The organism is Desulfotignum phosphitoxidans DSM 13687, from assembly GCF_000350545.1.
GTDB classification, from domain to species: domain Bacteria; phylum Desulfobacterota; class Desulfobacteria; order Desulfobacterales; family Desulfobacteraceae; genus Desulfotignum; species Desulfotignum phosphitoxidans.
In genome coordinates, this window is sequence record NZ_APJX01000011.1 from 1 (window position 1) to 12,844 (window position 12,844).

General features: G+C 52.5%; 19 protein-coding genes. 1 reads left to right on the forward strand and 18 read right to left on the reverse strand.

Going from position 1 to position 12,844, the window contains the following annotated elements; all coding sequences use genetic code 11:
- Positions 1–147 precede the first annotated feature (147 nt).
- Complete coding sequence (locus tag DPO_RS26770) at positions 148–372, forward strand: hypothetical protein (protein ID WP_152427739.1); 225 nt, start codon at positions 148–150, stop codon at positions 370–372.
- A 169-nt stretch (positions 373–541) separates the two neighbouring features.
- Here the strand turns inward: DPO_RS26770 and DPO_RS19100 are convergent, their stop codons facing one another.
- The 18 genes from DPO_RS19100 to DPO_RS25295 form a co-directional block, all read right to left on the reverse strand.
- Positions 542–1,357 carry a hypothetical protein gene (locus DPO_RS19100; RefSeq protein ID WP_006967984.1) on the reverse strand — a complete coding sequence of 272 codons (816 nt, stop codon included), beginning with the start codon at positions 1,355–1,357 and terminating at the stop codon, positions 542–544.
- Positions 1,358–1,611: 254 nt separating this feature from the next.
- A complete protein-coding gene (locus DPO_RS19105; protein WP_006967985.1) occupies positions 1,612–2,397 on the reverse strand; it encodes a PhzF family phenazine biosynthesis protein in 786 nt (261 codons plus the stop codon).
- Positions 2,398–2,407: 10 nt separating this feature from the next.
- The gene (locus tag DPO_RS19110; protein ID WP_006967986.1) at positions 2,408–2,704 is read right to left on the reverse strand and encodes a hypothetical protein; all 297 of its coding nucleotides are present in this window, start codon (positions 2,702–2,704) and stop codon (positions 2,408–2,410) included.
- Positions 2,705–2,747: 43 nt separating this feature from the next.
- Positions 2,748–3,812 carry a PDDEXK nuclease domain-containing protein gene (locus DPO_RS19115; protein ID WP_006967988.1) on the reverse strand — a complete coding sequence of 355 codons (1,065 nt, stop codon included), beginning with the start codon at positions 3,810–3,812 and terminating at the stop codon, positions 2,748–2,750.
- Positions 3,813–3,992: 180 nt separating this feature from the next.
- Positions 3,993–4,439 carry a PhzF family phenazine biosynthesis protein gene (locus tag DPO_RS19120; RefSeq protein WP_006967989.1) on the reverse strand — a complete coding sequence of 149 codons (447 nt, stop codon included), beginning with the start codon at positions 4,437–4,439 and terminating at the stop codon, positions 3,993–3,995.
- The gene (locus DPO_RS26200; protein WP_006967991.1) at positions 4,405–4,527 is read right to left on the reverse strand and encodes a PhzF family phenazine biosynthesis protein; all 123 of its coding nucleotides are present in this window, start codon (positions 4,525–4,527) and stop codon (positions 4,405–4,407) included. The genes DPO_RS19120 and DPO_RS26200 overlap by 35 nt, the downstream gene beginning before the upstream one ends.
- Before the next feature lie 118 nt (positions 4,528–4,645).
- Positions 4,646–6,103, reverse strand: coding sequence for a class I SAM-dependent methyltransferase (locus DPO_RS25290; RefSeq protein ID WP_006967992.1), 1,458 nt, complete (start codon positions 6,101–6,103; stop codon positions 4,646–4,648).
- Positions 6,104–6,208: 105 nt separating this feature from the next.
- Entirely contained in the window at positions 6,209–6,664 is a 456-nt protein-coding gene (locus tag DPO_RS19130; RefSeq protein ID WP_006967993.1) for a glycoside hydrolase family protein, read from the reverse strand.
- A gap of 33 nt (positions 6,665–6,697) precedes the next feature.
- A complete protein-coding gene (locus DPO_RS19135; protein WP_040012117.1) occupies positions 6,698–7,846 on the reverse strand; it encodes a PDDEXK nuclease domain-containing protein in 1,149 nt (382 codons plus the stop codon).
- An 82-nt stretch (positions 7,847–7,928) separates the two neighbouring features.
- Entirely contained in the window at positions 7,929–8,606 is a 678-nt protein-coding gene (locus tag DPO_RS19140) for a DUF6946 family protein (RefSeq protein WP_006967997.1), read from the reverse strand.
- Between the two features lie 81 nt (positions 8,607–8,687).
- Positions 8,688–9,473, reverse strand: a complete 786-nt coding sequence (locus tag DPO_RS19145; protein ID WP_006967998.1) for a PhzF family phenazine biosynthesis protein — start codon at positions 9,471–9,473, stop codon at positions 8,688–8,690.
- Between the two features lie 216 nt (positions 9,474–9,689).
- Positions 9,690–10,121 (reverse strand): glycoside hydrolase family protein, encoded by a 432-nt coding sequence (locus DPO_RS19150; protein ID WP_006968000.1) that lies wholly within the window; start codon positions 10,119–10,121, stop codon positions 9,690–9,692.
- A 24-nt stretch (positions 10,122–10,145) separates the two neighbouring features.
- Positions 10,146–10,205, reverse strand: a complete 60-nt coding sequence (locus DPO_RS26775; RefSeq protein WP_353740182.1) for a hypothetical protein — start codon at positions 10,203–10,205, stop codon at positions 10,146–10,148.
- A complete protein-coding gene (locus DPO_RS24150; protein WP_051069405.1) occupies positions 10,202–10,819 on the reverse strand; it encodes a GNAT family N-acetyltransferase in 618 nt (205 codons plus the stop codon). Before DPO_RS24150 ends, DPO_RS26775 begins: the two co-directional genes overlap by 4 nt.
- Positions 10,820–10,848: 29 nt before the next feature.
- The gene (locus DPO_RS19160) at positions 10,849–11,634 is read right to left on the reverse strand and encodes a PhzF family phenazine biosynthesis protein (protein WP_040012103.1); all 786 of its coding nucleotides are present in this window, start codon (positions 11,632–11,634) and stop codon (positions 10,849–10,851) included.
- Between the two features lie 238 nt (positions 11,635–11,872).
- On the reverse strand, positions 11,873–12,187 hold the full coding sequence (locus DPO_RS19165; protein ID WP_006968007.1) for a cupin domain-containing protein: 315 nt from the start codon (positions 12,185–12,187) through the stop codon (positions 11,873–11,875).
- Between the two features lie 19 nt (positions 12,188–12,206).
- The gene (locus tag DPO_RS19170; protein ID WP_006968009.1) at positions 12,207–12,554 is read right to left on the reverse strand and encodes an HVO_A0114 family putative DNA-binding protein; all 348 of its coding nucleotides are present in this window, start codon (positions 12,552–12,554) and stop codon (positions 12,207–12,209) included.
- 46 nt (positions 12,555–12,600) lie between these two features.
- Complete coding sequence (locus DPO_RS25295) at positions 12,601–12,756, reverse strand: hypothetical protein (protein ID WP_201765647.1); 156 nt, start codon at positions 12,754–12,756, stop codon at positions 12,601–12,603.
- Positions 12,757–12,844 lie beyond the last annotated feature (88 nt).

Sequence of the window (12,844 nt, forward strand, 5' to 3'; positions counted from 1 at the left end):
CAGAAAGGAAAAACACAAAACGCCTTCGGGACAGTACCCATTGGCAAAACTTGTATGGGTTGATTGGAAACGCCAGGCGAATATCCCTGAAATAAAACTATCCTCCTGTTCTCAAAAGGCTTTTTTCCCATCAACCCCGGGGGGGTCGTGTGTCATAAAAACAATATTACCCGGCCCCTTTATGATAAAGGTAATGAATCCGCCACTGATTTTGCATATGCTTTGGCTCTCTATCGAAGAGGATTTATCCGAACGGAAATCTACAATCGTATTATCCAGGAAAGACAGGATTGGCGTAATCATGCAGGTGAACAAAAAAAAATACATTATCTGACGAGGACTTTATTGAAAGCAGAAAAAATTATTGGCTGAAATCGGAGGCATTTGGTTTTTGATCTCGCCCTGCTTTATCGTGAAAATTCTCAGAAAGAATGATTCTAATTGCCGCTTCTTCTCGTTTTTTTACCTTATTCAAAACTTCCGCTTATACCTTAAAAAAACGGCCGATGAGCGCAGCGCATCCCTCATCTTTGTTGACCATCTATCCATCAACTTGCGAGTCCGCGCTCATCAGGAGCCTTTCGGATCGCTCTGCCTTAGACCCGGACAGAGGCAGGTTCATATATTTTAACGCAGAACGCAGCTGGTATGTAGATAATGTCTCATGCATGAGTTTTTGAGATTCCGGCTTCATTTCAAAGCCAAGGATTGATTTTACAATAGGTGCTATTTCTTCCGGTAAAACCAGAACGGAGCCCCCTTCCATTTTATTGCAACAGAACAGAATTCCGATAGACTGGAGGTATTTTATCGCATCTGTAAAAAAACTGGAATTGTGGAGTTCATTTTTAGGTTGCGGAAATTTCCCAAGTTTTGCTTCCAGTAGCCGATGCTCGCGACGGGTAATTCCCAGCTTAATCCGAAGACGTTCAAGCATTCGAAACTCATCTATTGATACATGGTCGTCTTCCAATGCCACATCCAGAACGGTTTCATAGATTTCCACAGATTTGGGATCACTGAATTTAAAAGCGTTTTCTGATTTTGCTTCATCAATAACAGCTTGCTCAAATTTTTGCACAAGCTTGAATAATTCATCTTCAGGGCATGCCATTTCTGAGCTCAACAGAAGGCCTTTCAATATTCCCTCGGTGAGAATACGCTGACTCCTTTTGTATGACTCCAGATCCAGAACCTTCCGTATTCTTTCATCACTGAAAAGTTCTGCTTCATTTTGGGCGATTTGTTCACGATGTCTTTCTTCATCCCCTTTGGTGATATCATCTTTGAGTATGCTGTTTACAATCCTTTTGAGATACAGCATTGACATATTGGGTAGGCAGTCTGCGATTTTCATTCTCACCCTCTCGGCTATGAAGTTATGAAATCTTGATATGATCTTCTTTTTGCATAATGGTTATAGCTTTGCAAGATTTTTTACTGAGAACTATATTTAATGATTAGGATCTGTGGCAACCCGGACCGAAAAAAATAAGTTTTTGCCTAATGTCGCCTTCCTCCAGTCGGTGATCTGCCGTTTCAGTATACCAGGACTGTTTCAAGTTCTGCCCCACAATGGGGAAAGATGTCAAACCTGGGGCGGCGGCTGATTCAAATCTTTATCATCCCCTCCAGATAAAGTGCTGCCCGGCCGGCAATCCTGACACGGTCATGGGCAAGCCGGCAGAACAGCTCTCCGCCCCGTTGGGAAACCTGCCGGGCATGAAGGTCGTTTTTGCCCAGCTTCGATGCCCAAAAGGGAATCAGCACGCAGTGGGCAGAGCCGGTCACCGGGTCTTCGGGAATGCCCACCTTTGGCCCAAAGAACCGGGATACAAAATCGCAGTGATCTCCCGGCGCCGTAACAATGATGCCCCGGCAGTCCAGCTGTGCCAGCAGGGCAACATCCGGCTGCAAGCCAGTCACGGTGGTTTCGCTGTCAAATACGGCCAGCAGGTCTTCGGCTGATTTGTACACCTGTTGGGGTGCCTCACCCAGGGCACGGCTGAGGGTATCAGACGGCTCACAGGCGGCTGGGGGGCGGGATGGAAAATCCATTTCAAGGAGATCCCCCTTTCGGGCAACCGTCAGCGGTCCGCTGTGGCGGGTGTCAAAAACGATTGTGTCTTTGTTCCAGTGCCGGCAAAAAAACTGCACAAACGCGCTGGCCAGTGTGGCATGACCGCACAGGGCCACTTCCGTGACCGGGGTAAACCATCTGAGGTCAAAACCCGTGGTGTTTTGAACCAGAAACGCGGTTTCTGACAGGTTGTTCTCAGCGGCAACCGCCTGCAGGACGGTATCGTCAAGCCATGTGTCCAGCAGGCAGACAGCGGCCGGATTGCCGGAAAAAACGGTGGTGGTGAACGCGTCAACCTGATACATCGGTATGTTCATTTTATTCTCCTTAAAGCAGATGCCGGGTGGAGTTGCTGCGCTCATCCCGGACACGGAGCACCAGATCTCCCTGGTCCAGGTTCTTTGATGGCAATGGGAAGCGGATGTTGTCATTGCGGGGATAGCGTTTGCCCGTGGCGGGGAGATCGCTGTCGAGCCCGGCCCATTTGGCCCGCACCTGGGTGGAGCCGAGATTGAAGCCATAGTAAGGCCGGTCCACAGTGGACTCCACAGTCCCCTTGCTTCCGGCATACCCCCGCACGTAAATGATGGGAGGGTCGAAAACATCTATGTCCTTTTGCAACATATCTGTTTGATCTTGAACTGTAAAGCCTTCTTGGTTTCCAACGTCATTCGTCCTCTGCTCTCCTGTTTTCCAGGCGAAGCCGGGCCTTGGTGACGGCATCGTGCAGTTTCTGCTGCAACAGGGCTTTTTCCGGCAGAAGCGTGAGGTATTCAGCCACATGAATACCGGACTGTCCCAACTCCATCAGCTCCACCAGATCCTGCTTTTTCCCGGCACAAAGGATAATACCCAGGGGTGATTTTTCTTCCGGATGCTGTTCATTTTTGGCAAGCCATCTGAGATACAGCTCCATTTGGCCTTTGTCCTGTGCCTTGAAATCCCCCAGCTTCAGGTCAATGGCAATCAACCGGTTCAGGTGCCGATGGTAAAACAGCAGGTCAATGTAATAATCGTCATTGTCCAGTTGAAACCGTTTCTGGCGGGCCAAAAACGCGAATCCGCTGCCAAGCTCAAGCAAAAAATGCTCCAGTTCCCGTAAAATAGCATCCTCAATATCTTTCTCCACGTACCGGTCCTGGAGTCCCAAAAAGTCAAGAAAATACGGGTCACGGAAAACCAGATCCGCCGATAATTTATCAGTTTCCCGCAAGTCTCTCAGTTCCTGAACAATGACTTCATCGGGTTTTCTGGACAAGGCTGTGCGTTCAAAAAGCATGGCATCGATTTTTTTTCTCAGGGTTCGTACGCTCCAGCTTTCATGGCGGCACATTTCCGCATAAAATTCCCGTTTGAGAGGGTCTTGAATATAAATCAAGTCTTTGAAATGGCTCCAACTCAATTTTGCACACAGTGCCTGCAAAATATCAGGATCAGGAAAAACTTGTGCAAATTTAACCATGTAGGCCAGATTTCTTTCGCTCCACCCCTGTCCATAAGCTTCTGTTAATTTTGCAGCCAGTGTCTGCAAAATCTGTTTTCCGTATTCGGCCCGCTCATGGACCAGGATCTCTTTATGGATGCGCTGCCCAACCTGCCAGTAAAGAAGAGTCAAAGCCTTATTGACGGTAACTGCCACCTTGGAACGTCCCGTTTCAATCAGGTTTTTGATATCCTGGAAAAGAGACTGAGATGGATCGTGATTCTTTATTTGTACGATATCTTCATTCATGCGGTTTCCCTCTCGACATGATGACCAAAAGCTTCGGTCCACATGGATTTGCGCATGGCATAGGCGATTTCCGGTCCGGATCCCTCAATCTGTTCAGGAAGGAATCCACAGTGCCCGATAAAGGTTCCCACTGGACCCAGTTCAGTATCCCCTACATCCTTCAAAATTGCGGCTGAAGATTCAAATCTTTATCATCCCCTCCAGATAGAGTGCTGCCCGGCCAGCAATTCTGACTCGGTCATGGGCAAGCCGGCAGAACAGCTCTCCGCCCCGTTGGGAAACCTGCCGGGCATGAAGGTCATTTTTGTCCAGCTTCGATGCCCAAAAGGGAATCAGCACGCAGTGGGCAGAGCCGGTCACCGGGTCTTCGGGAACGCCCACCTTTGGCCCAAAGAACCGGGATACAAAATCGCAGTGATCTCCCGGCGCCGTAATAATGATTCCCCGGCAGTCCAGCTGTGCCAGCAGGGCAATATCCGGCTGCATCCCGGCCACGGTGGTTTCGCTGTCAAATACGGCCATCAGGTCTTCGTCTGATTCATACACCTGCCGGGGCGCCTCACCCAGAGCGCGGCTGAGGGTATCAGACTGTTCACAGGCGGCTGGGGGGCGGGACTGTATCGTCAAGCCATGTGTCCAGCAGGCAGACAGCGGCCGGATTGCCGGAAAAAACGCTGGAGGTGAACGCGTCAACCTGATACATCGGGATGTTCATTTTGTTTTCCTTGAATTGGATTTACAGCAGCTGAATCCGGATCCTGCCGGCGCCTTCCAGCATTTTCTGGATTTCCACAGGCAGGTACAGCTGGCGGGTGCCTGTGATGGCTGCCTCCTTATATGTGTTTTGCGATTAAAAGGGTTCGGCTGACGGTGCCCAGGATCCGCTTGTCCTGCATGTTTTTCACCTGGGTGCCGCTGAGGCGTTCAGATGACAGAGGACATTCAATGCGGTGGGTGAGTTTCCATCCTGTTTCTGACAAAAGCCGGTGAAAGTCAAACAGGGTGATGGCGTGATCCGGAGATTCTTTTTTTGCCGGGGTGGATTCAAAATCGCGCCAGTCCGCGTTGAGAAAGGCCAGGATGGCGCCGGGACGGGTGTTTTCATGGGCCAGTTCAAAAAACCGGGTAAAAAACTGCATGTATTGGTGCCGGGATAGTGAGGAGATGGGCGGGGTTTGGGGATCTGCCTTTTCCTGGTAGGCTTTCTTTTTTTTGGTGAAATAGGGGGGATCGAAAAAGATCAGGTCCGGTTCCCGGGTGCAGGGCCAGGTGGTGGTGTCAGCGGTCCAGTGAAAGGGTTCGATCTCGGGGCGGTCCGGGATGGGGGCCAGGTCAAAGGCCTGGCATTTGCGTTCAAACAGCAGGCACACGTCCGGCACCACCCCGCCGCCGGCCATGGGGTCCATCACCAGGTCCCCGGGGTCCGTGAAATAAAACAGGGTATGGGCCACCAGCTGGGCCGGTATCCGGCCGGGCCAGTCCGTGCCGAACCGGTCGTCGCAGTCGTTGAAATACCACTGGTCCCAGGTGCGGAGCCCCCATCCCAGGGCCTTGAATTTTTCCTGGTCTTTGAGGCCCGTCAGTTTTATCGCCCATGCCGTGGCCAGGTCCATGTTCAAATGCCCCGCTATATAAGGCATTTCACGTCCCTGGGCAATCAGATTATCAATAATACAAAAATTTGTATTTCCGATAATTCCTGAGACACGGGCCTGGCTTATACCCACCACTTGAGCTATTTTCTGCTGGGTCCATCCCAGGCGGTTCAGACGGTGAATCGTACTGTCCCTGCTGGCTTTCTGCCTTGCGCGGATGTCTTTGATCCAGTTGTTGACGGTCTGTTGAGTGACCCCGAGACTGCCGGCAAGCATTTCCTCGGACAACTGATATTCCGGATCACGGGTAACAATGTCTCTGGCCACCTGCCGCTTGTCCGTCTGACTGAGCCGGTCCCCGTGATTGATGTTGCGCCGGGCCGATTCCAGGAGCATGTCGTCCTTGCAGGTGGCATAATCCAGGGGCTGGTCCTGCCAGAGCACGGCCTCGATTTCGGTCAGGCCGAGGACCTTGTACGCACTCCACCGGTGGATCCCGTCAAGGATCAGCAAGAGGATTTCGGACAGGCTGGTGTTGGGGGCCGAATAATTGATCACGGGCTGGATGATGATGGGAGGAAATGCGGCCCCGGCCGTCAAAGCTTCGCCGTAGGCATCGATGGTCTGCTGTTTTCGGGCGCTCCGGGGATAGATGAAGTCGTCCCAGATGAGATCGGATATGTTGAAGAATGGCATGAAAAAATAGCTCCGCTCTTTCGGTTACAGGCGTTATCGACCGATGGGGAGGCGGTACAGTTGTTCCTGTATAGTAAAGGAGATGTGAAAAGGCAATAGGGGAAACTACCTAAACGGTTCTTTGACGGCAGCGGGAAGCGGCAGCTGTGCCGATACCATCATGGCGGTCAGGGTTTCTGCCCGCTTTCCCACCTGAAGGTACCACCGGGAGGCTTTCATCTGTGTGGTAGCCTGGGGGAAATTGCGGGCGTTGACCGCGGCGATCATTTTTTTGAACTGCCGGGACCTTCCCGGGCCCAGGTTGAACCGCATGTCCACCAGGACCTGCCGGACCGGTTCGGGGAGCGTGTCGAATTCATCAAACAGCGGTATGAGATCATCCAGGCATTCCTGGATGTCGTTTTCCAGGAGCATGACAGCTTCCTGTTTTGTGATGCCTTTGCCCTCCAGGTTTCTGCCGAAGCCGATGGTGAGCTTGCCGGCCGGGCAAAGGTAGGGTTTGAGGCGCAGGCCTTCATGGCGGGTCAGCTGGCGGATCATGTTTTCTTTGAACTGGTTCATTATGAAATTCTGTCTGTTTTGATATCAAGGATTTCAGCGATGCGCTCTTTCATCCAGTAACCGCCGGGTTTTCTCAATCTCCTTTGCCAGGCGGCCCTCGTCAGGAAGCGCGGTGCGGTATTCCGCGGCCAGAACCTTGCTGGCCAGTCCTTCCAGGGCATACTTGACCACGGCGGATTCCTTGTACGAACAGAGGATCAGGCCGACGGGGGGATTCTCATCCGCATGGGTCCAATGCTCCCGGGCATAGTTGAGATAAAGATGCATTTGACCGGCATCGGCATGGGTAAAGCGGCCCAGCTTCAGATCGATAAGCATCAGGCAGCGAAGCCGGCGGTGATAAAAGACCAGATCGACCCGGTACCATTCCGTGCCGATCCGCAGCCTTTTCTGGCGGCCCACAAAGCAGAAATCACTGCCCAGCTCCAGGAGAAAGGTTTCCAGGTGCTGGATCAAGGCCTCTTCCAGGTCGTTCTCCGAATATTCATCTTTGAGGCCGAGAAACTCCAGAACATAAGGGTCCTTGATGGTTTCCTCGGCACTGGCCGGGCCGGGTTCCTGTTTCTTCCGCTCTTTGGTCAGCAAGGCGGCCTTGTCCTTTGACAGGGCCATGCGCTCATAAAACTGGCTGTCGATCTGCCGCTGCAACTGCCGCACGGACCAGCCGCCGCGCAGGGCTTCAGCATGGTAGAATTGCCTGGCTTCATCCGAGCGGCTTCTGGAGATCAGGAGGACATAGTGGGACCAGGAAAGCGGAAGGGCCTCGGCAAGTATGTTCAGGGGCAAGCAGGATTCGCCGGACACTGTCTGGCACATTGATGCCGGAAAATCGCCAGACACCGTCTGGCGAATCTGGCCGGGTGGATAGACAGTATATAATTGCCGCATATATTGCAGATTCTGCCGGGAAAAGCCTTTGCCGAATTTTTTGGTCAGATCCCGGGAAAGTCGTTCAATCAGTTGGGCGCCATAACCGGCACGCTCTTTGCCGCCCTGTTCAAACTCGATGATTCTTCTGCCAAGTTCCCAGTAGGTGGCAACCAGGACAGTATTGACCGCCCGGGCTGCCTGCTTTCTGGCTGCCGCCAGCAGAGTGGAAATTTCGCTGAGAAAATCCTGATAGCCGTCCGGAAGCAGTGGCGGTTCGGCCAGATTGGGAGCCTGTTTTGGGGAAAGGGTCATTTGCTTTTTCTTTTCATTCTTCATTCTGCAGCGACCTCTGTTTGGTATTTTGGGAGCATTGCTTCAGGGACATGTCCGGCTGCTATGTAGCCAGAAATTTTTCATTTCCGCATATCCAGCCGATATGAAGATGAACACCTCCACGTTGCCCGGCATAAACGACACGATTGATTGCAGCTTCGGTACGCAACAACACTGCAAATGCCTCAAAATCCTGAAACCATTCACGGGTTGGACTGAACGAGTGTACAAGCATAACAGCATGCGGGGCTCCGAAGCGTTTCGCCTCAATGACGGCAGACCCGGTGCGATGGATAAGCTGATACCTTATCGTGCCGGCCAAAGCTTCATTCAGATTCAGTTCACGGCGAAGGAACGCCAGTCGGGAAGCTTTCCCTTTAGATCCTTGCGCCAGCCAGTCTGACAGCGTTGGGCCAAAGGGTTCCGATACCTTTCCTTCTACAGCGATCGAGACTAAACCGCTGCTTGTTCGTGCCAGTGCCCATATATCATTCTGTGATGGCTTGGATCCTCCCGCCAAAGGGACCTTGTGTTCTGGAAAGGCTATAAGTAGTTGGATATCAAAAAGAAACTCGTTTTCGGAAAACGCCGCCTTTATTTCAGCAGGAAAGCCATCAGCGCTTTGCCAGGAGTAAGCAAGCGTCCGCGCAGAGTATCCTGTCCTCCAATGTTTCACAGGATCAGCCAGTAGCTGTGCCCAATCCTCAGGTCCTTTAGCCGGTATATAAATGTTGCTCAACGGGTATTTCCTTTGATGATTTCATTGTTTGTATAAATCTGTTTATATCCAATACATCCTGTCAAAATTGCGGCTGAAGATTCAAATCTTTATCATCCCCTCCAAATAGAGTGCTGCCCGGCCGGCAATCATGACACGGTCATGGGCAAGTTGGCAGAACAGCTCTCCGCCGCGTTGGGAAACCTGCCGGGCATGAAGATCATTTTTACCCAGCTTCGATGCCCAAAAGGGAATCAGCACGCAGTGGGCAGAGCCTGTCACCGGATCTTCGGGAATGCCCACCTTTGGCCCAAAGAACCGGGATACAAAATCGCAGTGATCTCCCGGCGCCGTAATAATGATTCCACGGCTGTCCAGCTGTGCCAAAAGGGACATGTCCGGCTGCAAGCCAGCCACGGTGGTTTCGCTGTCAAATACGGCCATCAGGTCTTCGTCTGATTCATACACCTGCCGGGGCGCCTCACCCAGAGCGCGGCTGAGGGTATCAGACGGTTCACAGGCGGCTGGGGGGCGGGACGGAAAATCCATTTCAAGGAGATCTCCCTTGCGGGCAACCGTCAGCGGTCCGCTGTGGCGGGTGTCAAAAAGGATCGTATCTTTGTTCCAGTGTTGGCAGTAAAACTGCACAAACGCGCTGGCCAGTGTGGCATGACCGCACAGGGCCACTTCTGTGACCGGGGTAAACCATCTGAGGTCAAAACCCGTGGTGTTTTGAACCAGAAACGCGGTTTCTGACAGGTTGTTCTCAGCGGCAACCGCCTGCAGGACGGTATCGTCAAGCCATGTGTCCAACAGGCAGACAGCGGCCGGATTGCCGGAAAAAACGGTGGCGGTGAACGCGTCAATTTGATACATCGGTATGTTCATTTTGTTCTCCTTAAAGCTGATGCCGGGTGGCGTTGCTGCGCTCATCCCGGACACGGAGCACCAGATCCCCCTGGTCCAGGTTCTTTGACGGCAGGGGGAACCGGATGTTGTCATTGCGGGGATAGCGTTTGCCTGTGGCGGGAAGATCGCTGTCGAGCCCGGCCCATTTCTACAGCACCAGGCGATCGTCGCTGCCCGGCAGAATACTGCTGAGATTTAACCATCCGGCAGCTGTGCCGATGCCATCATGGCGGTCAGGGTTTCTGCCCGTTTTCCCACCTGAAGGTACCACCGGGAGGCTTTCATCTGTGCGGCAGCCTGGGGGAAGTCACGGGCGTTGACCGCGGCGATCATTTTTTTAAACTGCCGAAACCTTCCCGGGCCCAGGTTGAACCGCATGTCCACCAGGACCTGCCGGACCGGTTCAGGGAGTGTGTCAAATGCATCAAACAGCGGTATGAGATCATCCAGACATTCCTGGATGTCGTTTTCCAGCAGCATGACGGCTTCCTGTTTTGTGATGCCTTTGCCCTCCAGGTTTCTGCCGATGCCGATGGTGAGCTTGCCGGCCGGGCAAAGATAGGGTTTGAGGCGCAGGCCTTCATGGGTGGTCAGCTGGCGGATCATGTTTTCTTTGAACCGGTTCATGGGATAAAATTCCTTTGGATGGCCTTATGCTGCATGGATGCCAAGTTTTTCAGCGAGCCGGACCTGCGTCAGGTTGGCTTTCAGTCTGGCCTGTTTCTAATATAGACCTCGCGATCTATATAATAAAACGGAAGCAGGCCATTCCCTTTAGCCACAGATCCGTAGAGGTCAACATCTTTTTCATGCCTCATTCCGATTTTTTCCATTACACGGCGGGATGCAAAGTTTTCCCTGTCAGTTACCGCATGTACAAAATGAATCTCGGGCTTAATAAAAATCCAGTCAAGGCATGCAGTAAGCGCCTCTGTTACCAACCCTTTGGTCCACATGGATTTGCGCATGGCATAGGCGATTTCCGGTCCGGATCCCTCAATCTGTTCAGGAAGGAACCCACAGTACCCGATAAAGGTTCCCACTGGACCCAGTTCAGTATCCCCAATGCAAATAGCCCACACACCAAATCCAAGAGTATCCCAGGGCTTGATAAAATCATTGATATACCCTAAAGCAACTTCTTGCTGTCCCTCAAAAGTTGATACAGCGTCAGAATATGGCAGCCAGCGCATGACATCCATATCTGACATGATCGCATCGACCATGGCAGATTGGTCGGATTTAGACAAAGGTCTTAACGTCAATCGTTTTGTCTTTAAAGTTGGAATCAATTTTACCTTTTGTATAAATCTGTTTATATCCAATACATCCTGTCAAAATTGCGGCTGAAGATTCAAATCTTTATCATCCCCTCCAAATAGAGTGCTGCCCGGCCGGCAATCCTTACACGGTCATGGGCAAGCCGGCAGACCAGCTCTCCGCCCCGTTGGGAAACCTGCCGGGCATGAAGATCATTTTTGCCCAGCTTCGATGCCCAAAAGGGAATCAGCACGCAGTGGGCAGAGCCTGTCACCGGGTCTTCGGGAACGCCCACCTTTGGCCCAAAGAACCGGGATACAAAATCGCAGTGATCTCCCGGCGCCGTAATAATGATTCCCCGGCAGTCCAGCTGTGCCAGCAGGGCAACATCCGGCTGCATTCCGGCCACGGTGGTTTCGCTGTCAAATACGGCCATCAGGTCTTCGGCTGATTTGTACACCTGCAGGGGCGCCTCACCCAGGGCGCGGCTGAGGGTATCAGACAGCTCACAGGCGGCTGGGGGGCGGGATGGAAAATCCATTTCAAGGAGATCCCCCTTGCGGGCAACCGTCAGCGGTCCGCTGTGGCGGGTGTCAAAAAGGATTGTATCTTTGTCCCAGTGTTGGCAAAAAAACTGCACAAACGCGCTGGCCAGTGTGGCATGACCGCACAGGGCCACTTCTGTGACCGGGGTAAACCACCTGAGGTCAAAACCGGTGGTGTTTTGAACCAGAAAAGCGGTTTCTGACAGGTTGTTCTCAGCTGCAACCGCCTGCAGGACGGTATCGTCAAGCCATGTGTCCAGCAGGCAGACAGCGGCGGGATTACCGGAAAAAACGGTGGCGGTGAACGCGTCAACCTGATACATCGGTATGTTCATTTTGTTCTCTTTAAAGCAAATGCCGGGTGGCGTTGCTGCGCTCATCCCGGACACGGAGCACCAGATCTCCCTGGTCCAGGTTCTTTCATGGCAGCGGGAAGCGGATGTTGTCATTTCGGGGATAGCGTTTGCCCGTGGCGGGAAGATCGCTGTCGAGCCCAGTCCATAGTGGACTCCACGGCCCTACATCAAATAACGACAATTTTAAAAGCGTCCATCAGGTCATCAAGAGGAAAAATCAGTCGTAAAATACCGCCAGCCAGATCGTGACCCGGTCCGGATCTGTCCATTTAACCCGGTGTCTGACATGGGCGGGGATGTTGATACAGTCCCCTCTGCCCAAAGTGATTTCTCTGCCGTCTTCAAAAGCGATGATGCCGGATCCCTCCAGCACAACCACCCATTCATGCTCAGACTGGTCATACCACCCCTGTGCCGGCGACGACTGTCCCTTGGAGAGTATCCGCTCTATGCGTATATTGCCGCTTTTGAGCAGATCGTCAAAAAGTTCTTCTTCAAAGGCATCCGGTATGGATGCGAATATGTTTTTCATAATTTTCCTTTGGATGGCCTTATGCCGCATGCAGCAGAAACTCGACTTTAACCGCATCATATGGAAAAACGATACGCCCTTTGTCCGTGCGGGTGAGTATGCCGGCATTCAGCAATGCCGTCACATCGCCGTGAACAGCCTTGACATCACGGCCGGCACGCCGGGCTGCTTCTCGAATTGATACAGGCCCCGCGCCGCAGAGGACCTTGAGTAATTCCCAGCGTTTTGCAGTCAATACCCGCCAGAGCAGCTCTGGAGACGCAAAGCTTATGCGGGCTGACTTCTCTGATTTTCCTGTGTTCCAGGCCTGTGTAAAATCTGCCATGGCATCGGCAGGTGTTCGAACATCAAGCGTCACTGTTTTCATTATTCCACCTTTCAATATCTTGCTGGAAATCAGCTGCAGCACGATGTTAGGTGGCGTTGCTGCGCTCATCCCGGACACGGAGCACCAGATCCCCCTGGTCCAGGTTCTTTGACGGCAGAGGGAAGCGGATGTTGTCATTGCGGGGATAGCGTTTGCCCGTGGCGGGAAGATCGCTGTCAAGCCCGGCCCATCTGGCCCGCACCAGGCGGCCGTCACCGGCGTCGCTGTCCCGGATGACGACGGTGAATTTGCCGGTCGCACACAGGATGCAGTACCACTATTATTTATCC

What these genes read in the sequence shown, in the direction of transcription:
- DPO_RS19100 (WP_006967984.1), bottom strand. Translation starts at nt 1,357, where the DNA reads ATGAAAATCGCAGACTGCCTACCCAATATGTCAATGCTGTATCTCAAA.
- DPO_RS19105 (WP_006967985.1), bottom strand. Translation starts at nt 2,397, where the DNA reads ATGAACATACCGATGTATCAGGTTGACGCGTTCACCACCACCGTTTTT.
- DPO_RS19110 (WP_006967986.1), bottom strand. Translation starts at nt 2,704, where the DNA reads ATGTTGCAAAAGGACATAGATGTTTTCGACCCTCCCATCATTTACGTG.
- DPO_RS19115 (WP_006967988.1), bottom strand. Translation starts at nt 3,812, where the DNA reads ATGAATGAAGATATCGTACAAATAAAGAATCACGATCCATCTCAGTCT.
- DPO_RS26200 (WP_006967991.1), bottom strand. Translation starts at nt 4,527, where the DNA reads ATGAACATCCCGATGTATCAGGTTGACGCGTTCACCTCCAGCGTTTTT.
- DPO_RS25290 (WP_006967992.1), bottom strand. Translation starts at nt 6,103, where the DNA reads ATGCCATTCTTCAACATATCCGATCTCATCTGGGACGACTTCATCTAT.
- DPO_RS19130 (WP_006967993.1), bottom strand. Translation starts at nt 6,664, where the DNA reads ATGAACCAGTTCAAAGAAAACATGATCCGCCAGCTGACCCGCCATGAA.
- DPO_RS19135 (WP_040012117.1), bottom strand. Translation starts at nt 7,846, where the DNA reads ATGACCCTTTCCCCAAAACAGGCTCCCAATCTGGCCGAACCGCCACTG.
- DPO_RS19145 (WP_006967998.1), bottom strand. Translation starts at nt 9,473, where the DNA reads ATGAACATACCGATGTATCAAATTGACGCGTTCACCGCCACCGTTTTT.
- DPO_RS19150 (WP_006968000.1), bottom strand. Translation starts at nt 10,121, where the DNA reads ATGAACCGGTTCAAAGAAAACATGATCCGCCAGCTGACCACCCATGAA.
- DPO_RS19160 (WP_040012103.1), bottom strand. Translation starts at nt 11,634, where the DNA reads ATGAACATACCGATGTATCAGGTTGACGCGTTCACCGCCACCGTTTTT.
- DPO_RS19165 (WP_006968007.1), bottom strand. Translation starts at nt 12,187, where the DNA reads ATGAAAAACATATTCGCATCCATACCGGATGCCTTTGAAGAAGAACTT.
- DPO_RS19170 (WP_006968009.1), bottom strand. Translation starts at nt 12,554, where the DNA reads ATGAAAACAGTGACGCTTGATGTTCGAACACCTGCCGATGCCATGGCA.